Annotated in this window: 14 protein-coding genes and 1 pseudogene; all 15 read left to right on the forward strand. The window is 66.9% G+C overall.

Annotated features, from left to right (window positions below):
• Positions 1–569, forward strand: a 569-nt coding sequence (locus tag EET03_RS28275; RefSeq protein ID WP_208649155.1) for a hypothetical protein, incomplete at its 5' end; no start/stop codon positions are given.
• Positions 570–727: 158 nt separating this feature from the next.
• Positions 728–1,390, forward strand: coding sequence for a DUF4190 domain-containing protein (locus tag EET03_RS28280; RefSeq protein WP_075544865.1), 663 nt, complete (start codon positions 728–730; stop codon positions 1,388–1,390).
• A gap of 87 nt (positions 1,391–1,477) precedes the next feature.
• Positions 1,478–2,137: a DUF4190 domain-containing protein gene (locus tag EET03_RS28285; RefSeq protein WP_075544866.1), complete on the forward strand. Its 660-nt coding sequence runs from the start codon at positions 1,478–1,480 to the stop codon at positions 2,135–2,137.
• A 69-nt stretch (positions 2,138–2,206) separates the two neighbouring features.
• The gene (locus EET03_RS28290; RefSeq protein ID WP_075544867.1) at positions 2,207–2,776 is read left to right on the forward strand and encodes a hypothetical protein; all 570 of its coding nucleotides are present in this window, start codon (positions 2,207–2,209) and stop codon (positions 2,774–2,776) included.
• Between the two features lie 35 nt (positions 2,777–2,811).
• Entirely contained in the window at positions 2,812–5,709 is a 2,898-nt protein-coding gene (locus EET03_RS28295) for a vWA domain-containing protein (protein ID WP_244232580.1), read from the forward strand.
• On the forward strand, positions 5,709–9,257 hold the full coding sequence (locus EET03_RS28300; protein WP_075544868.1) for a tubulin-like doman-containing protein: 3,549 nt from the start codon (positions 5,709–5,711) through the stop codon (positions 9,255–9,257). Before EET03_RS28295 ends, EET03_RS28300 begins: the two co-directional genes overlap by 1 nt.
• A 2-nt stretch (positions 9,258–9,259) precedes the next feature.
• The gene (locus EET03_RS28305; RefSeq protein ID WP_075544869.1) at positions 9,260–11,917 is read left to right on the forward strand and encodes a hypothetical protein; all 2,658 of its coding nucleotides are present in this window, start codon (positions 9,260–9,262) and stop codon (positions 11,915–11,917) included.
• 2 nt (positions 11,918–11,919) lie between these two features.
• Complete coding sequence (locus EET03_RS28310) at positions 11,920–13,980, forward strand: SaeA-related protein (protein WP_075544870.1); 2,061 nt, start codon at positions 11,920–11,922, stop codon at positions 13,978–13,980.
• Entirely contained in the window at positions 13,977–16,475 is a 2,499-nt protein-coding gene (locus tag EET03_RS28315) for a GAP1-N2 domain-containing protein (protein WP_075544871.1), read from the forward strand. Before EET03_RS28310 ends, EET03_RS28315 begins: the two co-directional genes overlap by 4 nt.
• Positions 16,475–17,416 (forward strand): hypothetical protein, encoded by a 942-nt coding sequence (locus EET03_RS28320; protein WP_075544872.1) that lies wholly within the window; start codon positions 16,475–16,477, stop codon positions 17,414–17,416. Before EET03_RS28315 ends, EET03_RS28320 begins: the two co-directional genes overlap by 1 nt.
• Positions 17,413–18,597 (forward strand): hypothetical protein, encoded by a 1,185-nt coding sequence (locus tag EET03_RS28325; protein WP_075544873.1) that lies wholly within the window; start codon positions 17,413–17,415, stop codon positions 18,595–18,597. Before EET03_RS28320 ends, EET03_RS28325 begins: the two co-directional genes overlap by 4 nt.
• Positions 18,598–18,746: 149 nt before the next feature.
• Entirely contained in the window at positions 18,747–19,700 is a 954-nt protein-coding gene (locus tag EET03_RS28330) for a sensor domain-containing protein (protein ID WP_075544874.1), read from the forward strand.
• A 103-nt stretch (positions 19,701–19,803) separates the two neighbouring features.
• Complete coding sequence (locus tag EET03_RS28335; RefSeq protein ID WP_075544875.1) at positions 19,804–20,229, forward strand: sensor domain-containing protein; 426 nt, start codon at positions 19,804–19,806, stop codon at positions 20,227–20,229.
• Between the two features lie 13 nt (positions 20,230–20,242).
• Entirely contained in the window at positions 20,243–20,482 is a 240-nt protein-coding gene (locus EET03_RS29945; protein ID WP_136625776.1) for a hypothetical protein, read from the forward strand.
• 59 nt (positions 20,483–20,541) lie between these two features.
• A pseudogene (locus tag EET03_RS28340) lies at positions 20,542–20,774 on the forward strand (IS1634 family transposase); the annotation flags it as partial.

Genomic DNA, 20,774 nt, shown 5'->3' on the forward strand with positions numbered 1-20,774 from the left:
GCCCCTCAGATCTACCACCCCCGCCGGTGCCGGCTGTGCCCGCAGCATCACCGGAGTCGCCGACCACGGTCTATTGGGGCAGCTACCTATTTGTCGGGGTGGCGGCGGTACTGGCGGCCACCGCGATCGCGGCGCTGATAGGGCTGGCGGATTTCCGCTCGCGACACAGCGCATCCGGCCCGGTGCTCGTTGCGGTGGCCGTGGCGGCAGTCGTCGTCGCCGCGATCGTCGTCGGACTAGGCGTGCTGGATGAGCGTGGTCACCGTTGGGCCCGGACAATGACGTGGCTGGTGTGCGGGCTGGCGGCGTGCGCGGCGGTGGCGGTCTTGATCGTCGAGCCGGGCAGCTCGGTGACGTGGTTCGCCCAGCTCGCGCGCCTGGGTGCCGCGGCGACGGTCGTCGTCGCGGTCGCCTCCGCGGTCTTGCTGGCCCTGCCGGCGTCAAATGCCTACTTCACCCGGCCCGCAACACCGCAACCAGCGTGGACTCCTTCACCACCCCTGGCCGGCACCCACCCGCCATCAGCAGGGATGCCGGCGGAGGAGCCCGACCATGATCCGTTCTCCTGATCAACCGCTGCCCCGATTACATCTACGGCGCCAGCGGGACGCGGCAGTGCCGGAGCTGACTCGCGTCACCTACCCGCTGCGGGGCAAGATTTGACAATGACCGTTCGCCGCGGACCACCGGCAAGGATTGACGAACAGCATGACAGCGAGGCACCTGCATGACACATGGAGACCCGTTCAGCGCTGATCCGTTCGGCGGGCAGGCTCCTGCGCAAGGCTTTGCCACGCAGCCGGGAGCTGGACCCGCGGTTTTCCCGACGCGGCCCGCACACGCCGAGACCAATACGTTGGCCACATTGTCGGTCGTGTTCGCGTTTGTCTTCGCCCCGGCCGGGGCGGCGATGGGCCACGTCGCTTTGTCGCAACTGCGCCAACGTCACCAGCCAGGCCGCGAGCGCGCCATCATCGGAATCACCATCTCCTACATGGTCATCGCGTTCGCGGTGATCGGGCTGGTGGTGTGGCTGGCGACCGGTGACGGTTCACGTTCCAGCGCGGGATCAGTCAAGGCGCCCAGCACCACCGTTCAGGCGAGCCCACCCCCACCGCGCACGACGGTGATCACCCCGCCGCCCGCAAAGCGTCCAAGCGTCACCGTCGACGAGCTTCGGGTTGGTGACTGCATCGAGGTGCAGCAACAAGCTCCCGACCCGGCTGAGCGCAACGCCGATTTGGCCCTCATCTATCCCACGGCCTGCCAGGTGCGCGACGGTGTGCTGCAGGTTCTGCAGCTTCTTTCCACCGACTCCTGCAACACCAGGTCGGAGCTGTGGAACCGTAATAAGACGATCTTTGCGTGCATAGCCGACTTCAAGGGTTGACATGGTGCCGTCGATACAAGCGTCGCGTGGCGCAACACGCTCCTGGTTGGCTCACTGGCATAACGTCGTGGACGGTGAGGTGGGTTGATGTACTCCGGAGCTGATCCGTTCGGGCCGCCGCCGGGCGACCCCTTCGGCGCACCGCCACCGCCGACGTCACCTACCGCGCCACGCAGCGCGGGCGAATACTGGCCTGGCCCGCCTTTCGGTGGACCCCCGCCGCGCGGCGACTACAATACGCTGGCCGTGCTCTCGCCGATCGTGAGTGTGATCGTTCCACCTGCGGGAATCGCGCTCGGACATCTCGCGCTACCACAGATCAAACGCACCGGCGAACGGGGGCGAGGCGCGGCGATCGCCGGCCTGGTGATCGGCTACCTGATGTGTCTGGTGCTGATTTTCGTTGGCGTGTGGTGGGGTACTCGCGCGTCGACGGCCGTCGACGCGTCGGCAACGAGCCATCCAACCCGGGCGCCGTCGCGGTCGGTGATCACGTCCGTCGCGCCGCGGACCACCCCGCGTCGGATAAAGGTCGACTTGGCGAACGTGCCCGTGGGCACGTGCGTGGAAGTCCAGGTGCGAAGCACTTCGGACAATGAGGCGCTGGACCTGTTCAAAGTCGACTGCGAACACCGCGAAGGTGTGTACACGGTGTCGGCCCGGGTAGGGTCCAGCGCCCAATGCCGGTCGGTGTACGTGGCCGCCCCACCAGACCATTCGTTTGCGATCTGCTTGAATCCCTACTGAGGTCTCATGTTTGAGTACACAAACCCTGAGCGCCGGGCGGCTGCGCCGACAGAGTCGGGAGGCTAACCGATGGCATCGTCAAATCTGTTTGACTTCAATGACTTCGGTCCGCAACAGCGCTCCGGCGTCACTCCCTCGACGCCGGGCGGGAACATGTTCTCGACCGGATTCGACCCATGGCGCAACCAATCCGGGTCGGCGGCACCCGCGGAGGCATCAACTCCCGGTGACGCGTTCGGCAGCAGCGGCACAACCACATCCGACCCGGCAGCCCGGCGCGATACGTTCGGCCAGCTGACCGCCAGCGCCATGGGCACGGGGACCCTTACCACAGCCGGCCCCCCGCTGGCCTGGTTCGGAGTGGCTTTCGCACTGGCGATCGTCGGCGTGGCGCTGGCCGGGATCAGCGCGCTGACCGGACCGATGATTGCGACCGCCCTCGGAGGATGGCTGCTGGCCGGGCCTTTCGCCATTGGCGCCTTGGCGATCTTCAGCCGGGTCGACACGCGGCGCCGCACCGAGGCCGTCTACTCGGCGCCCACCTGGACCTCGACGCTGTACTGGGGGGTGCTGGCCGTGTGCCTGCTCGGGATAGCCGTCGGAGCATGGCAGATCGCGCTGTGGGCGGGGACGATGTAGTGGTCGGTACTTCTCGGGTTATCGGATGCCGCAGGGTGTTTGCGGTTTCGGTGCGCGTCGCCGCGACCGCGGTCCTGGTCGCTGTCGTGACCTTGGCCGGCTGGGCGGGTTCAGCGTCGGCGACCGGCGCCGCAGGTGCGAGCAGGTTCGGTGCGTGCCTTGCCGCGCAGAAGGCCGGCGATCTGCTGCTGCTCTTCGACGAGTCGAGCAGTTTGCAACAAACGGACCCCAAGGCCGCGCGGGTGCAGGCCGCCCGCTACCTGCTGCAGACACTGGGCAAGTACGCCGACCGGGTGCAGGCCAAGCTCGACGTCGCGGTCGCGGGATTCTCCGATTCTTATGTCCTCGAACATGATTGGACACAGCTCACCGGCTCCTCAGCTGACCGTGTGAGTGCATCGTTAGACCCCATTGCGCAGAAGAACACCGGCATCGACACCGACTACTGGGTGGCCCTCGACGGCGCTCGGCAAGCGCTGTCCACGCGCGGCCCCGGACCCGACAAAGCCCCGGGATGCCAGGCCATCGCCTGGTTCTCCGACGGCAAAATCGACTTCACCGCCCGCCCGGCCACCAAGCCGTACGCCGACGGAGTGCGGTTGGACTCGCCGAACGCTGTCGCCGAGATCACCCAGAAAGCGGTGCAATCCATCTGCCGCCCAAGCGGTCTGGCTGATCAGCTACGGTCGAGCAACATCATCATGCTGGGAATCGGCTTGGGCGCCAACCAAACTCCCGGTGACTTCGACGTGATGTCGGCGATCAGCACCGGGAAGGGGTTGCAGGGGATGACGTGCGGCGCCATCACCGATCCGGTCCCGGGCGACTTCTTTCCCGTCTCCAACATCGACGACATGCTCTTCGCGTTCGACGCCCTCAACCCCAATCCCGGAGTCAACGACCAGGGCGGGGTGTGCCAGATCACGGTGTGCCCGGAAGCGCGTCACAACTTCGTGCTGGACCGATCCATCAAAGAGGTGAACATCCTCGGTTCAGGGGGCGTGCCGGGTGTGGAACCCTACCTCGTCGCGCCCTCCGGGCAGACGCTGCCGCTGCCCAAGAAGGACGGCAAGGTCGCCGCGGACCTTGACGGGGTTCCGGTGACCTATCAATGGCAATCCGAATCGGCGCAAACCATCACGCTGCACAATAGCAACGTCGAGCACTGGACCGGCCAGTGGGCAATCGTCTACGTCGACACCACCGGCCAGCATCCCGACGCGGTGTCCAAGGTCAGCATTCACATCACCACCGACATCTTCCCGGCACTCGTCGGTGCTGACAAAATCGCCTGGCGCAGCGGCCAACTCGTCAACGGGCTGACCTTCGGCCTGGTCGACGGCCAGGGCAAGCCGGTGATGCCGACCGACTTGGCCGGTTCGGCCACCATGTCGGCGGCATTGGCACCCGATGGCGCCGCGCCCATCCCGCTCCTGACGTCGGTGGGCAAGGATCAGATCGCCACACCGGTGGCTGCCGACCTGACGAAAGTCAACCCGGGCCACGCGATGCTGCGGATGTCGCTGGTGATCACCACCGCGGCCACGACCGACCAGACCGGAGCTCCGGTCGCCGGCACGCAGTTGTCCCCACAACAGGTCGACGTGCAGATTCAGCTCCTGCCGAAACTCGGTCTGCCCACTCCGGCAGAGCGCATCGACTTCGGCACGGTCGAGGCAGCCAAGGGCGTCACCGCGGCCTTGAACATCACCGGCCCCGGCTGCGTGTGGATCGGTGACACCGATGCCCCGACAGTGGCGGGCGCCCCGGACGGCATCGGCACCGCACATATCAGCTCTCCGGCGAACTCGGCCCAGCACTGCCTTGCGGTGCAGGCCGGACAGACCGCGCAACTGTCTGTCACCCTGCGTACCGACCACAACGGCCATGGCGGGCTGAATGGCACTGTCCCGGTGCATGTTTCAGCGCTCGACAATCCCAACGACGCGCAGCTGGTGCGGGTGCCGTTCACGGCGTCGCTGATCAACCCGCTCAATACCACCAACTTCGTCCTGGTGCTGATCGCCGCCCTGTTGCTGGGCCCGGGAATCCCGCTGGCCTTGCTGTATGTCTCCAAGTGGTGGGTCAGCAAGATCCCGGACAACCCGCTGCTGGCCGAACGTATCCCCGTTGAGGTCGAGGACGAAACGGTGCTGCGCGACGGTGAACCCTTCGCGATCGCCGACACCGACTTGGTGCAGCCCGTTCCCGGCCTGCCCCGCGGCGGAACCCGCCATCTGTCAGTGCGCGGTGTGGACCTATCTGTCGCAATGGGGCGCAGCCCCTTTGGTGCCGGACAAGTGATCGTCGACGCTCACGGGCTGGTCAGCGTCGGCTCTCAACTCCCCGGGTCGGACAAGACCGGGCTGAGCGCGGTGCTGCCTTTGGCAGTGCACAACACCTGGGTGCTGCTGCACGACCCCCGGGGGCCGGAGAACACTGCTGAGGTGCTGCTGCTGGTGTCCGGAACCACCGATACCACCGCGCGCGAGCGACTCTACGAAGATATCGCTCAACGACTGCCCGAACTGCTCACCGGGCTGCGGCTGCGCGCGGTCCACGCTGGCGTGGCGTCGATATCCGCCGCGCCGGGTGGGGTTGCCTCTCCATTCGGTGATGCCACCGTCGCCCAGCAGAGCGGGTACGACCCCTTCGGCGGCGCCGAGGCCGCCCCGACGGGCGTGACGTCTCCTGCCTGGCCGACTCACACCAGCGCGCCAAGTCCCATCGGCAGCACGCCGGTACCCCCCAGCTTCCACGAGGCGCCTACGCTTGAGCGCCCGATACCCATCCAAGTCCAGCCGCTGGCTGGAGGCTCTTCGCGCGGCGGCGGACATGATGACGGTGGAGCTGACCCGCCGCCCTCCGAAGCGACGCAGCCGGCCTACCGATTTGATCCAGATCCATTCGACCCGTTCGGAGAGGGAGCCTGATGCGACGTTTCCTGGTAGTGGGCTGCGGCGGCTCCGGCGGGGCGACGCTGGCACTCATCATGGACCAGCTGCGCTCCGAGCTGCACAGCGCCGGAGTCGAAAAGTTGCTGGCCGGTTGGCAATTCGTCCACATCGACGTGCCCAGTGCCGCGGAGTCCGGGCCGGAAGGGTTGGCGAACGTACCCGGGCAAGGGGGCAGCTATGTCGGCTGCGGACCGCAGGGCAGCAGCTACACCGTCCTCGACGGCGCCCTGTCGCAGAGGCTGGCGGCAGAAGCGGCGTTGGACACCATCGCCACCTGGGCGCCGCGCAACCCTCAGGAGGTGTCGATCCCGATCTCGGCAGGCGCAGGGCAGTACCGGGCCATCGGCCGAATGATCACGCTCAGCAAGGCCGCCGAAATTTACGGCCGTCTGCAGGCGGCCTGGGACATGCTCTTCCGCGTCGAAACCATTTCGGAGATGTCGACGCTGGACGTGCCCGGTATGGGTCGCTTCGACCCCAACGATCCACCACTGGTGCTGGTGGTGTCGTCGATGGCCGGCGGAGCGGGCGCGTCGATGGCGCTGGACGTGTGCCGCCTGCTCACCCTGGTCAGTGGTCTCGATCCCCGATTGATGGGGGTTTTCATGGTGACTCCGGACATCTTCGATTCCTTGCCGCAGAGCGCCATCATCGGTGTGCGGGCCAATGCGCTGGCGATGCTGGGAGAAATCGTGGCCAGCCAGGCTGGTGCGGCCCGTGAGCACGACGTACGGATCTTGCGCGCGTTGGGCCATCACCACGGTGAAGGCGAACCGATTCCATTCGCCCGGGTGTTCCCGGTGGGCCGCTATATCGGTGCTGACCGCACCCTATTCGGCGACGGCTCGCAGTACGCCGTGTACCGCGGGCTGGCTCGGGGGCTGGCGGGCTTGATGATGAGTGGCCGGGCCAGCGACCAGTTCGTCGCTTACGACTTGGGTAACACCGCATCGCCGGTGGGCGACCGTGACCTGATGGGCTGGGGCATCTCCTCATGGGACGTGCTGCCGTGGGGCACCTACGGATTCTCCAGTTTGAGCATGGGCCGCGACCGTTACGCCGAGTACGCCGCGCAGCGGTTGGCACGTAGCTGTGTGGACAAACTGCTCGACGGGCACTTGCAAAAGGGCAATCCGGCATCGAGCATCGAGCAACTGGACGCTCTGCTGTCCAGCCAATGGACCTCGGTGTGCGCCGAATTGGGGATCCCGCCCAGCGCCAGCGACGACCAGACCAAGGTGAGCCAGCTGGGCCGTTGGGTCGGCACCGAGGCCTTTCCCGCCGAAACCGTCGCCACCACCGTCAACGGGCTCATCGACCGTCAACTACGCAGCCACCTGCCCAACCCGGAGGGGGTGACCGCCGAACAATGGGTGCCGACCTTGCGCCAAGCGGTGCTCAACCGGCGCGCCGAGCTGACCCGGGCCTGCGCCGACGCGGCCTACGCCATGGTCTTCCAGTGGCACCGCGACTTTGCGGACCGCCTGGAACGGGCGGTCGCCGCGGGGATCGCCACGCTGGGGTTGCCGTTCACCCGGGAACTGGTCGATCAGCTGCGCCGCCACATCGATGACCAGTTGGCGCCCGGGGTGGCCCAACTGGGATCCATGGGGCCGCCGGACATCGTGGCCATCTCTGCGCAGGTGGACGCCTCACTGCGGGCGCTGCGCGGGGTGATGACCAACACCGACCAGGTGCTGGCGGCAGTGCTGGACGGGTTCCGCGCGACGGTGCGTCGACAGCTGTTCGCCGACGCGGCCTCCCGAATGGCCGATGTCATGCGTGTGGCGGGCGCCGAACTGCTGGTGCCGCTGCGCGAGCGTCTCAGCGAGGCGATGATTCAGCTGGAGATAGCCCGCACGGAGCCGCCGACCGATGTCGGACTCGCCCGGCTGGCCACCGACCAATACGCGGCCTGGCCCGCGGACGCCGACGAATTGGTGCCCGGCCGGTTCGCCGAGGCCAACAACGAAGTGCTGCTGATCAATTCGACGGCATTCAAGCAACGGTACGAGGCCGACCTACCCAAAGCGGTGGCCGGCGCCAACGCAATGATTCCCTTACAGTCGGCGATCGACGAGGCGACCACGCGAGTCATCGTGGGGGAGTGGCAGACCACCGGGGGTGTGGCCGCACCCGGCGGGCTCATCGAACCCACCGCCACCTGGGTTACTCGGGCGCTGGGCACAGATCCCGACACTGGTCGCGCGCGGGTGCCATCGATGGCGCAGTTCGACATCCACACCCGGCCAGCCGAGCTGCTGCGCCGGGCGCGGCTTTACGTCGAGCGGCCCGGTGAGTCGTTCGAGCAATTCTGCAAGGTATCGCTGCGCGACTTCGTCCAGGGCGTGGGAGCCTCGGAATCGGAATTGGTGGCGCGCCGCCGCGACATCGCGACCAAGTTCGCCGAAGCGTTGTCGCTTGCACGGCCGCTGGCCAGTGTCAACGACCAAGCTCTGCAGCGGGTGCATCCAGGGCAGCAGACCGAGTACCGGTACAAGTTTTCCGACATCCCCTTCGCCGGACAGCCCGTCGATCGGGAACTTCTGGAAGTGCTGCGTAACAATCCGCGGATCGACCAGGCGACCAAGGACAACTACGCGCGGTCATTGTCCGATGAGGACGGCGTGACCCGTATCGACATCTTCGGGTCGTATCCCAACTACGCGCCGTTGGCGTTCGATTCCGTGCTCAAGCCGGCCGCCCAGCAGTGGGCGCAGACTGCCGGGCCGGGCAGGAGCGCCTTTTGGCGGTACCGGCGCTCACGGCCGCTCCCGGCGTCGCTGCCGATGACTGACGACCAACGACGCGCCATGGCGGGTGGCTGGTTTGTGGGTCAGCTGTTGGGCCGCATCCAAATCCCCGCCTCACCGTTCACCGAGCCAGTACGCATTTACGACGCTGAGAGCGGGCAGTGGCTGAACTTCCCTCACCCGCTGCTGACGCCGCCGTCGGCGTTCCATGCACCGTATGACTGGCTGCCGGCTGTGCTGGAGTCGATCCTGCTGGCCATCGCGCAGTCCCATGAGCCGCCGGTGATGCGGTCCTTACGCCCCTACATCGTGCTGCGGGAACTCTACGACGCCCACTCGCAACAACCCGCCAGCGGAATCGTCGCGCTGTCCGCCGCTGAACTGGTGCGCGAGTTCCTGCGGGCGGGGCCGACCACGCCGGGTGTGGTCTCGCGGGTGCCCGGGCTCGCCGAAGCCCGCACCGCCGACGACAGGGCAGCGGCAGCGGAAGAGTGGTTGACCACGATCCGCGACGTGGCCGCTCAATATCTCCCATCCGACATGCCCGGAGCCGCCCCGGGAGGGGCGTTCACCACCGTGCCCACCCGGACGACAGCGTCGAGCACCCCGATCTTCCGCGACCTGGCTCCCGACGTGTACTGGGCGACTGGTGCGCTGATCAAACGTGTGCAGCGGGAAGCCGAGGTCCTCGCGGCCGGTGCTGGCGCGACGGGCTCACCACTGCACGATGCGGGTGCACCCGTCGTCATCCCCGAAGGCGGGACGTTCTAGCCATGACGGTGTCCCTCGATGAGTCCCGCGCGCTGACTGTGCTGGTGGCGCCTGCACAGCACACCGACGAACTTATTGGTGTCCTGGTCGACTACTCCGCTGCCGGGCTGCTGGGCCTCTTCGCCTGGGTCAACGCCGGCGATGCCGACGGCCCTGCCACCGCTGCCACGATGGTCCGTGACGGGCGGTGCGAACCCGTTGTGCTGCAACAGATTCTCAGCGCAGATCGCTACGACCGGGTTCGGGTGACGGTGTTGGTGCCGCTGCACATTCCGGCCGACCAGCGGGTGCCGCTGGCCGCCGAACAATTTGTGGAACAGGTCGCCAGAACCACCGCCAGGGGAGCGCGGGTGACGCTGCTGCGGCTGCTGCTCACCAGCGGTGCAGCCACGCCCAGCCCGCCTGGCGCGTCGGTGGTCGTCGAGGGCTGGCACAACCTGCTGGTCGCGCCGGAAGACTCACCAGGGCCGGGATTGGGGGCAGTCGCGTGGGGGGATCTGGCTGAACCGCTGGACCTGGCCCAGCGGGCGGCGCCGGTCGTTGCCGCCGTCGCCGGCTTGTGGGCCGGGGTAGCGCAGACCCCATTCGACACCGTCGAGATCCTGCCTGGTCAAACAGTGCGCGCGGTGCGGGCGTTCTACCGCAGCCTTGACACCGCGGAGGTAGAGACACGGCTGCGTGCGCAGTTGTTCGACCCGGCCGGGCGCCTGCCGCTGCCGCGTGGAGGGCAGCTGCCGGTGCTCTACGTCGACGACGTAGCAGCGGCCACCCAAACGATGGCCCGCGCGCTGTGGACCAAACATCGCGATATGCTCCGCGGGCCGCGCCTTGACGTCGGTGATGTTGCCGTACAAGCGATTTCGATCTGGGTCGCACTGAAGATGTTCTTCCGGTTCATGGGGGGAGCCTTGCGCAACGCACCGTCGGCGTGGCTGGCCGCGGTCAAGGGCTCGGTGTCGTCAGTGTTGGCCTCGACGGTGCAAGGCACCGTCTTCGGCGGCAGGGAATCGGCCTTCGCGGTAGTCACCAGCAGTCAGGTCGCTGACTGGCAAGATGTCGGCCGCAACGCCGACACCCTAAATGCGGCCATCGGCGGATCGGCGGCTGGCGCCCAGGTGGCCCAGCAGGATCTCAGCCCGTTGTGGACCGATTTCGTCAACGGCGCACTCACCTTGGCCGACGGAGGACGGCGTAGCAAGGGACTCGAACCCATCCAAGTTGGCTCGGGCGTCGGTGTCCTCGCCCACGCCGCCGACGTTGTCCCCAGCCGCGCTGACCGGTTCAAGTCAATCCCAACGTCGCTGGCGGCGGTGATCGGGGTGAGCGAGTTGGAGCCCGCTGATGTGCTCGGCGTGGCCGATCTGCGTCAGCGGCTCCAGCACGCCTATTCCGACCCCGCTGCCGGGGTGGAGGCGCGTGGGGCGGCGACCGAGCTGGACAGTTGGCAGCGGCGCGCGTCGCAGAGCTACGCGTGGCACGTGGGGACGATCCTCGCCGATTTCCTGCATCGGGCCCGCACCGAGGTCGCGCAACTGGCCGAACAGATTCAGCGGTCCGCGGGCGAGATATCGGTCGACGAGCGGATGCGTGCGCGGCAACAGGCGATCAGCACGATCCTGGCCACGATGACCTGGGCGACGCTCGGGGTGCTCGTCGTGCTGGCCGGGGTCGCGGCGGTCGGGGTGGCGAGTTGGGAGTATGCGTTGATCACCGGCGCAGTCCTGCTCGGGCTCTATGTCCTGGTATCGCTGGCGCTGTTCTTGTTCGTGCAACGCGACCTGTTCACGCTGATGAACCTGCGCAAGTCCCAGCAGAACCAGCTGCAGTTGATGCGGGCTAATCTGTGCACCGCACTGCAGGACGTGAGCCGCTTGTCGACCGGGTATGGCCAGTACCTCTCGTGGTGCCGCGCACTGGGACCGGTATTGCGCGCCCCGTTCGGGCTCGCCCCAACCGGTTGCGGCGTCGCGCCATTGATCGCCGGCGGCCTGCCGCGCTGTACCCAGATCGGGGTCGCCGATCCCAGTGCCGACCAAGCCGGTGACGCGGCCCACGCCATCCAGCGGCGCCTCTACTCGTTGGGCTGGCTGACCCAGCCGTGGCACGACCTGCTCAGCCAGGCCGCCGCGCGGCTGCGTGAGGAACCCGAGATGCTTTACCGCATGCCAGGAGTCCGCACATCCTCTGGCCTGGACCAGTGGTCGGCCGCGGTGGCCGCTGGGCATGTCCAGGCCACCGGTGCCGATGCGTTGTGGGGTCGGGCCGAGCAGATGTTCGCCGAGGACGACGGTGTCGGCGCTGCGCTGACGGCCACAGTGTTGGTTCCCGGACTTGGGCGCCATGTCGCGGCCGATCAGTTCGCCGCCGGTGTTGTCGACCACCGCCCAGGAGGTGCGGCTCCGTTTGACGGTTCTGCGTTCACCGACGCGGCTGTCACCGCGGGTCGCGCCGCGGTAGCCATCGACACCGCTGTGGTCGCTCGCAGCGGTCTGGGGTATCGGGCGGTCGTGGTGCAAGCCAGCGACGGGCTGGCGCCCTACGATTTCATCCTGCTCGAGACGCCGGTCGCGGCTCTGGCAGGGTTGGACGACGAGGTGGCGTCGATGATTAGCCCGGTTGAGGGCCGCGATATGCCCCCCGGCGGGGATCTGGTGTTCTAGCCATGCCTGATCCGCGACATGCCGCCGACGCCGACGATCCCCGCCTGACCGCCTTGATCGGCTGGCGGCAGCGGCTGATCGACTCCGGGGCCGTCTCTCAGGCACGTTTCAAGGAAACCCACTTGCGGCTGATATTGCGCTCCGGGCGCACTGAGGTGGAGCAGATTCGGGCGATGTTGCCCGGTTCGGTCGCCGAGCACGCCGAGGACTTGGCGGCGCTCCTCGCCGAGTTGTCTGCCGCGGAGGGCGGGGGCGCGGATCACCCGCCGGCCCCGCTCGCTGCGGTTGAGCCCGACGAGAGCGATGTCGCCAAAGAGGATGCTTCGACTAGCGGACGCCTCGACGAAACAGCTTTGCACGCAGGTGATTTCGCGGCGTACACATTTGGGGAGCAGCCCGGTCTACCGGCTACGATCACCCCCAAGTCCCGAGGCGACGCCACGCAGGAGGTCGCGGGTTACGAACTCGCATGGCCGCCCTATCCGCCAACCGCAGACACCGGCGACGTCGTCGTGGTCTACCGGCTCGTCAGCGAAGAGGACAGCGCACCCTATTCCCCGGACCGAGCCCGGCTGGTAGCGGCCACGACCGTAACCAGCGCGGTCGACACGGCGCCCGGCAGTGGTGCTGTGCGCTACTACCAGGTGTGGGTCAACGTCGGTGCGACCCGAGCCGAAGCCCTTGCGGCCCAACCGATCAAACACGCAGAGGGGGTTGTGGTCAGCCCGGTGCGGGACTGTGTCGTCCGGCAAGACAGCGGCCGGGTCATCGGTAGCTGGACCGTTCCCGCAGCAGTCAGCGCCGTGTTCGTCTCCAGAATCCCCTCGCACGACGCCAAACGTGAGGGGCCCCAGCATCGCATCTTGCTCGACCGTGACAATCTCGCCGGGTTCGTGGATCTCGACGCCGCTCCGGGACAACGCTATGTGTATCGGGTTCGTGCCGCGGTCCCCGTGGACGGGGTGCTGCGACTGTCCGGGGCCGTCGACACCGAAGTCGACATCGCCGCAGTCTTGACGCCGGTCACCGATTTGTCGGTGACCGCTATCCCTACCGCCGACGGCATCTTCGAGCTGAGTTGGACGGCGCCGCCGGTAGGTCAGGTGGCAATCTACCGAGGCCAAAGCGGTCCGATGGCTGGCGCCCAATCGGTCGAGCTGGCTGAGGCGGCGCTCGAGCAGGTCGGACTGACCCCCGATTTGCGGCTCACCCAACCGGTCACGGGCACGGCGGTCGCGCCTGGGCAAACTCGGTCGGTGATGACCGGCGTTTCCTGGCCGGACGGCTGGAGTCGCGCCTATTTCACACCGGTAACCCTGATGGCGGGTCGCGCGCTGCTGGGCACCACGTTGGGTTCCGTGCGCACCGGTGTCATCAGGGATGTCGATCTGACCGAGTACTGCAACAAGCAGGTACTGACCTTCGACTGGCCCGAAGGCGCGGCGATGGTGGTGGTGTATTTGGCGCCGAAGGGCTACGACGCGCGCCACGGCCTTACCGGCACCTCGTTCGAGATCACTCTGGAACAGTACGAGAAGTACGGTGGCCTGCAGCTGGCCAATGGCAAACTCCCGGTGGGCGGGTGCTCGTTGCATTTGGTGCCAGTGGCTTTCTCTGCTGGTCGGCGGTCCGTGGGGGCCGTTCGCAGTATTGAATACGCCGGTCTGCTGCGGTTGCAATATGCCGTGCGGCTAGGCCGAGACCACGAGGGCCGGCCGTCGCACGCCACGATCTACCTGCGGTCCGAACACGACCTGCCTGGATCGCCGGCGTTTGTGTTGATCAACCACCCAGACCGAATTCCCTTGTCGCACACCGACGGAGAAGCCATCGACGTCGCACCCCTGGATACGCAGGGACGCCTGGCGGCCACCCGCTCGAAAGAACTGCGGTGGAATGCGTTGACCACCACGGGTACCGAGGAAGCCTGGGCCGCCGATCTTCGGGGTCGGCGGGGCTGGATCAGGTTGTTCGTCAACGCGCCATCAGCGGCTCGACTCCGCACCATCGCGTTACTGGACCCACCCATCAGAAACCTTCATCTGAGCGTGATAACGCCATGAGCGCCCGGTACGGCCAGCTGACCTACACCTGCTTCGACCGCGCCGGCAGTGCGGGCGGCTGGCAGATCAAACAAACCAGCGGGGATCTGTCGGCGTCCGAAACGCAGTGGCTGCTGACCGGGATACGAACCGCGTTTCGGCCCGTGGATGCGCTGCCGGACTATCCGACCCAGCAGCAGTTAGAGGCAGCCCCACGGCGGTTGGCCTACCGGCGGTGGGCCGAGGACGCAGCGGGCTATTGGCACAGTGCCCCAGCGGGCGTCGACAGCACCGGGCGGCCGGGCAACGTCTTCGCCCATATTCTGCTGGACCGAGAGCCCGAGTCTTCGCCGCGGCTGCGGCCCATTCAGCGATGGCGCTCGCCGTCGTGGCTGTGGCCATATGGTGCCGCCGCAGTCGGGCGCGCGGTGCTGCCGTCCGAAGCTCCCGGCGCTGGACAGGTCGTGACCAAGGACAGTGTGATCGCGTTCGCCCTGGACAGCACCACATGGCGACTGGCCATCCTGCTGGGGTTGCTGGACGCGGTGGCCGCCGCGCTCGCCGGTGGCATCCCGGTGGTCCTTGGTGTGGAATCAGCGGAGTCCGCGGCCCAGTGGATCGGTTTGGTGAGCTTCCTGATGTCAGTGGGAACCGCGGGCACACTGAACTTCAGCACCTTCGACCGTGCCGATCAGCTCGGCCCGGCGTTGGTGGCCGGCCAGCACCTGGCAGCGGTGCCCGTGACCGATCTGACCGGGCTACCCGCCGACATGCTCGCCATCGATGAGACCGCGACGCTGTCGCTGGGTGAATTGGGCGGTCAACCGCACCTTACTGCCGCGGGCCAGGAGATCGAGGTCACCGCCTGGTCAGTGCTGGCACAGGAGGCGCTGCTCGATCCGCGTTCGGCTCGTGCCGTGCTCGACGACCTGGACCGCTACGCCGCTCAAACGGACGATCGGGGACTGCATCCGGCCTGGCCGCTGGCGGTGACAATTGCCGCAGACGACACCTTCGCCGCCGCACACCCCGAGGCGCACGCGGTGATCGCCGCGCATTCACCTGGCGGGCTGAATCCCGACTCGCGGGTCGGACGCCTCGTCGACGAGGCAGTGTCGGCGCTGGTGGGAAACACCACTGCCGACGCGTGGCAGGTCGCCTCGCAGCACCTGCCCGGTGCCGCCGGCGAGTACGCCGAACTGACCTACCTGTGCCGGGCGCTCAGTGACGACACCTGGCTGGATCAGATCGGACCGATCCCGACTAACCCGCATACCTACCGGGACCGACCGGTACCCGCGCAACTGGCAGCGGCGTTAGGCCCGGCGCTGGAGCGGGCGCGCATCCGCGGCGCGCAAGGAGTGCTCAAGCTGGCGGATCTGCTGATGCGCGCCGGCATCGACGACGACCGCCTCACCGGAGCACTTGTCGAGGACGTCGCCCCGCAGTTCGCGGATCCGTACGCCGGGCCCACGTTGGCGCGCCGGTTCAGCCACCGGCTGGGCGCCGAAACCCGTGTGGCCGTCGCCGCCGCGACCCTACGTACCGCAGGTCACTGCGACGGTGAAACACCCGTCCACGACGCCGTGCTGGATTGGTTTGCCGAGGGATGCGTCATGCCGACACCGGAGGAGCTGGTGGACGTCCAGCCCTGGGACGCAACCTGGACCCGCGCCGCGGTGTGCGGGATCCGCGCGGAGCGCAGCGCCGGCACCGAGTCGGCGACTGAGGTGGATCCCTTCGCGCAGTTGTGGTGGCTTGCGGCTAGTGGCTCGTCGCGGCGCGACGACGTGGCCGCCGCGAGAGTGTGGAACCCAGCACACCTACTCGCGGCTGGCGGCGGCGGGTTGGGCGGTGCGGCGTTGCTGCCTACTCTGATGGGGGCACCAGATAGCGAGGAGCTGGCCCGCTTGGCCGACGAGGTGCTCGCAGTCAATTCCGATGAACTCGCGGTGGCGTGCGCGGCGTTGCGCAGAGTCGACCTGGCTTCGTGGGTGCGACGCGGCTACCTCGACAGTCAGTACCAGCCCTGCGCTCCGTTGTGGGACGCCGCGCTGACCAAGGTCCCTGCGCACTATGTACATCTGGACTTCGCGGTGCGTCTGACGTCCGTAGCTGCCGTTGCCGTTATTGCCGGAAAACAACGACCTGCCCGGGTCGGGACGTTGGCTGCCGACCCGGACGTGGCCGCCGCGGCCGCAGACGAAGTGGTGGCACTCGTCGAGGACCACATCGTTACAGCCACAGCGCTTCTCGCGGCAAGCCTGTTGCGGGCCGATGCGGCGAACACCGATGCCGTCGACTCCGTGCTGGCCGACGCAGCGGCCGCGGTCGCTGCCGCGGGGCACCTCAGCGACGACGACGAAGAAGCGGTCCTCACCGCGATGGTCCAGATGGCCGGCAATAACCGTGAAGTAACACCCTCGCGCCGATACCGCAAGCTGGTGCACGCGATGCTCGCGCAGCGTGCTGAGGCTCGACCGCCGATCGCGACCCGGATCTGGAGGAACCGCTGATGCCGATCTACATGCTCAACGTCGGCAACCAACGTGCCCACATTCCCGCCGGACCGCTATCGGTCTCCATCGCCGGTTCAGTGCATGACGCTGCCCTCGATGTCCAGGCCGGACCGGCTCAAGCCGTCAGGCGCTCCAGCGCCCACCACGCCGTGCTGCCCGAACTCACCGGCCCCGTCACCATCGCGGTTCGGCCGGCCAGCTCAACACGATTCGCCGCAGGCACGATCGTGCACCTCGCCATCGCACACGACATCCCCCACGAGGTTGACCCCGTCCAGGTGCTGTTCGACGCGATCGACGTCGGCGGCGACTCCGCGCTGATATTCGCCGAGCTGCGACCCCACGGTCACTACATCGAAGTTGCTGTCAGTGCGGTTGCCGACACACCGCTCAGTGCGCTGGCCGCTGCGGCGCGCACCTCGGCGCGACGGGTCGTCGGACGCGACACCGCAAAGACCGGCGCTGAACTGGTTGTCGCGCTGAACGGTTCGGCGTCGATGCGGCCTTGGTTCGCCGATGGCAGCGCCGCGGCTGCCACGGATGTGGTGGTCGGCGTGGCAGACGCCCTCGGGATCCGCAACGTAGCGGCAGTCCTGGTCGGTGACGACGTCACGGAAATACGGCCCGGCGGCGAGGCAATCTCGGGGCCCGTGCCAGCGAGCGGATTGGCCGATGTGGTACGCCAATTCGCGCCCCGGTGGTCGGCCGGAGCGCGGTGGTCGCGCCTACGGCCCGAGGTGGTCACCGTGGCATGCTCCGATTTTCCGGCCGGCGTTGTGCCGCATGGGTTTGCGGTGATCACACTGTCCAATGACCGCCGCGTCGGCGGGCCCCGGCTACCCGCGCCGCCGCCGGGCCGCGACGCCGCGAACGAGCTGCTTTCCGACCTCGAGCTGCTCGGAGTGATAACCACCGGTCTGGTCCAGGCGCTGAGATGACCGCAGCACCCTCCCGGGCGACGCCGACGAAATGCCCGCGGTGCTTTGGCATTCTCGACCCTAATCTCTACATGTGGTCGTCTGCGCCCACCAGCGGTTCGCCCCGTTACTACGATGCGGTCGCCTCTGCATTCGTGGGGGCCAAGACGGACATCGGCGCGTTATTCCAGTGGAATCGTCCAACCGGATATGCAGGGCCGCCGCCGGCGACGCACGTTGCCAGCCAGGTGCTGCGAGGCCCCGTCGTCGAGATATGCCCGGTATGCCACTTCGCGCTGCCCGACCGGTGGCGTGACGGTCAGGCCTACTGCATCGCGATGGCCGGTGCCCGCGCCACCGGGAAAAGCCTCTACATCGGGGTATTGGTCAAGCAGCTGCAGTTGCTCTGCGAACAGCTGGGCTACGCCATGGAGCCCGCGACCCGCGCAACGGCCGCGGCGTACGCCACCGACTATGAAACTCCCCTGTTTGTGCAACGCGGGCTGCTGCCGCCCACACCGACAGTATTGACTCAGACCTCCACTCAGCGCGAACCCTTGATCTTTTGTCTGGGCTTCTGGCACGGACTGCCGCGTTACCTGGTGTTGCGCGACGTCGCTGGGGAAGACTTGGAGTCCGGGGATCTGCATGACCCGCCGTTTCGGTTCTTCAGCAACGCCGAGGCGGTGTTCTTCATGTTCGATCCACTTCGGGTCAAGTCCATCCGAGACCAGTTGCACGATCTGCTGCCCCCACAGATGGTCAGCGGCGGGGACCCGCGAACCGTGCTCAACAATGTGATAATGGCCATCGGTTCGGGACAACCACGCCTGGCGGTGATCTTGTCGAAGTTCGATGCCTTACGGGTACTCCGCGATGTCGAGAACTCCGAGTGGGCCATGATCATGTCCAACGCTGGCGCTGCCTACCTGCGTGACACTTCCGATGCCCCGCTCTACGACGACCATGACGGCCAGCTGTTGCACGAAGAGGTGCGTAGCCTGCTGGTCCGGCTCAACGCTGGTTCGATGGTCGCGGCAGTCGAAAACCCCTCCACGCCAACACGGTTAAGGCACCGGTTTTTCGTGGTGTCGTCGCTTGGGCAACCACCCACCGGCCAGCGCTTACACGTGCGAGGGATCGCTCCCTTCCGTTGTGCTGATCCGGTCCGCTGGGTCACTTCGAGTTTCGGCGTGCTCTAGCCGCCGGCGGCCCGACACGCATGAACCGCCATGATCCAGACCAAGGAGGCCCACCAGATGACCGCATTCGGCCATGATCCCCCACTCGGGAGGCAGACCACTGCGAGCGTTTCAAAGTGCCTGTCTCGGCACGATTCCGGGTCAATGACATGACGAATCCGTTCGGGCACAACCCGTTTGATGCCAACACGGTCCATGCAAGTTCCGCTGGCATGCATCATGCGGCGCTGCCGCCGATCGGGCAGCGAGCCGAGGCCAACACGTTGGCGACGTTATCAGTGGCGTTTGCCTTCGTTTTCGCTCCCGCCGGCGCGATCCTGGGGCACTTGGGTTTGGTGCAGATTCGCGGCACCGGCCAACGTGGCCGTGACCGCGCTCTGATCGGGCTGACGTTGTCGTATGTGTTCATCGTCGTCGCGGTGGTCGCGCTGATCGTGGGCGCCGCCCTGGTTGACAGCGCCCCGGCCCGGGTCGCCGCACCGGCCACCGCGCCCACGCCGCCCATCGTGGCAACCGGTGACCTGCCCGGGTTAGTGCCCAGCCTCGACGACATCAGAGCCATCACTGGCGACGACAACCTGGCGATCGGCCGGCCATTGCACCGCCTCAGCCGCGATACGGACACAACCGATGGCCCGACCGATCACCCGGAGTGTTCGGAAGCCTACAGCGTCGCCTACGAGGGCGCCTACTATCTTCCAGCCGTCCTCGGGACCTACGGATCTGAATTTCCCGACCGACTGGACTCCAACAATGAATTCGTCGTTATTGAGGCGGTGACCGCATTCCGCGACGCGGCCTCGGCGCAAACGCAGTTGACGAAGCTGCACTCGATATGGCGTCAATGCGGCGACTTGACCGTCAAGTCGACGTTGGCCGACGGGCGGACAATCACATATTCCATGAGCGCGCCCGCCGATGCCGGCAACGGCATCACCACTATGGAGATACGGGCACAAGGAAGGTCGTGGTACAACATTCGCGCGATCGCCGTCAAAGCCAACGTGGTCATCGACCTCGTGGTGGCGGCGACGTTCGTTGCACGTGCACGCCACTCCGCCGTGGCCTTGGTCGAGTCCACCTTTGGCAAGATCCCCGGCTAAGCGCTTGTCAAACCCAGTTGCGCACAAGCCGATTGAACCCAGTCCGTTCGACCGCGGTGTTGTGGGCCCGCAACGTCCACCGCCGCCGCCCCCGCCCCCAACGGTGGCGCCGGCCGGTTTGGATGGGCTGTTGCCCAGCCTTCAAGACCTCGGAAACATCATCGGATATACGAATCTGAGAGCTGAGGAGCCGATCCGCCAGTTCGAACCGATTGACCCTCACCCGACGGCAGCTCAAACACAATCAACGAACCTGCAGTCGGCGTGGCGGCGGTGCGACGGCTCTCCCGTGAATGCGACCTACGCCGATATCGGGCGCGAAGTACTGTTTTCCATGGGTCTTCCTGCCGATGCCGGCGGCGGTGTCGTCACCTTGGAGGTTGTATCGTTGCCGGTGCATTTCGTACGGGCTATCGCGGCCAAGACCAATGTGTTCGTCGAGGTCCGCGCGAGTTCCGTCGCCACTGACCACGCCCGCCAAGTGGCGTTGGACGTCGTTAGCTACGTTCTCTACAAGATCCGGGGATGACGGGAAGCGCGCGATGAAGACGCCTCACCGGGACCCGTCTGGGCACAACCCTTTTGGCCATGATCCTTTTGGCGGCGCGCCATTCGGTAGCGCACCGGCCGGACCGCCGGTGTTCACCGTGCCGCCCACCCCGACAGCACATCGCCTGCGGGTCAACATGTTCGCGAAACTGTCGGTGGTGTTCGCGTTCGTGTTCGCTCCCGCCGGCGCGATCCTGGGACACCTAGCGGGAGTTTCCGGCCTTCGTGGTTGAGCGGCGTGTCTTGTGTTGTGGTGCTTGAGGTTTGTGGGTTTGGAGTGTATTACCCATATATGGCGTCGATCGTGGGTAAGCGACGCGGCAAGCAGACCTATTACTACCTGGTGGAATCGGCCCGAGTGCAGGGCAAGCCGCGCATCGTGTCTCAGCAGTATTTGGGCAGCGCGGAGGAGGTGATGGCGAAGCTGTCCGAGACGCCGGCCGGGCAGCCGATCCGTAGCCAGCACAAGCAGTTCGGGGATCTGGCTGCGGTGTGGTCGATGCTGGCCCGGCTGGATGTGGCCGG

The organism is Mycobacterium innocens, from assembly GCF_900566055.1.
Classification (GTDB): Bacteria; Actinomycetota; Actinomycetes; order Mycobacteriales; family Mycobacteriaceae; genus Mycobacterium; species Mycobacterium innocens.

Excerpts from the sequence above, each read along its gene's own strand:
- EET03_RS28280 (WP_075544865.1), top strand. The coding sequence starts at position 728 with ATGACACATGGAGACCCGTTCAGCGCTGATCCGTTCGGCGGGCAGGCT.
- EET03_RS28285 (WP_075544866.1), top strand. The coding sequence starts at position 1,478 with ATGTACTCCGGAGCTGATCCGTTCGGGCCGCCGCCGGGCGACCCCTTC.
- EET03_RS28290 (WP_075544867.1), top strand. The coding sequence starts at position 2,207 with ATGGCATCGTCAAATCTGTTTGACTTCAATGACTTCGGTCCGCAACAG.
- EET03_RS28300 (WP_075544868.1), top strand. The coding sequence starts at position 5,709 with ATGCGACGTTTCCTGGTAGTGGGCTGCGGCGGCTCCGGCGGGGCGACG.
- EET03_RS28305 (WP_075544869.1), top strand. The coding sequence starts at position 9,260 with ATGACGGTGTCCCTCGATGAGTCCCGCGCGCTGACTGTGCTGGTGGCG.
- EET03_RS28310 (WP_075544870.1), top strand. The coding sequence starts at position 11,920 with ATGCCTGATCCGCGACATGCCGCCGACGCCGACGATCCCCGCCTGACC.
- EET03_RS28315 (WP_075544871.1), top strand. The coding sequence starts at position 13,977 with ATGAGCGCCCGGTACGGCCAGCTGACCTACACCTGCTTCGACCGCGCC.
- EET03_RS28320 (WP_075544872.1), top strand. The coding sequence starts at position 16,475 with ATGCCGATCTACATGCTCAACGTCGGCAACCAACGTGCCCACATTCCC.
- EET03_RS28325 (WP_075544873.1), top strand. The coding sequence starts at position 17,413 with ATGACCGCAGCACCCTCCCGGGCGACGCCGACGAAATGCCCGCGGTGC.
- EET03_RS28330 (WP_075544874.1), top strand. The coding sequence starts at position 18,747 with ATGACGAATCCGTTCGGGCACAACCCGTTTGATGCCAACACGGTCCAT.
- EET03_RS29945 (WP_136625776.1), top strand. The coding sequence starts at position 20,243 with ATGAAGACGCCTCACCGGGACCCGTCTGGGCACAACCCTTTTGGCCAT.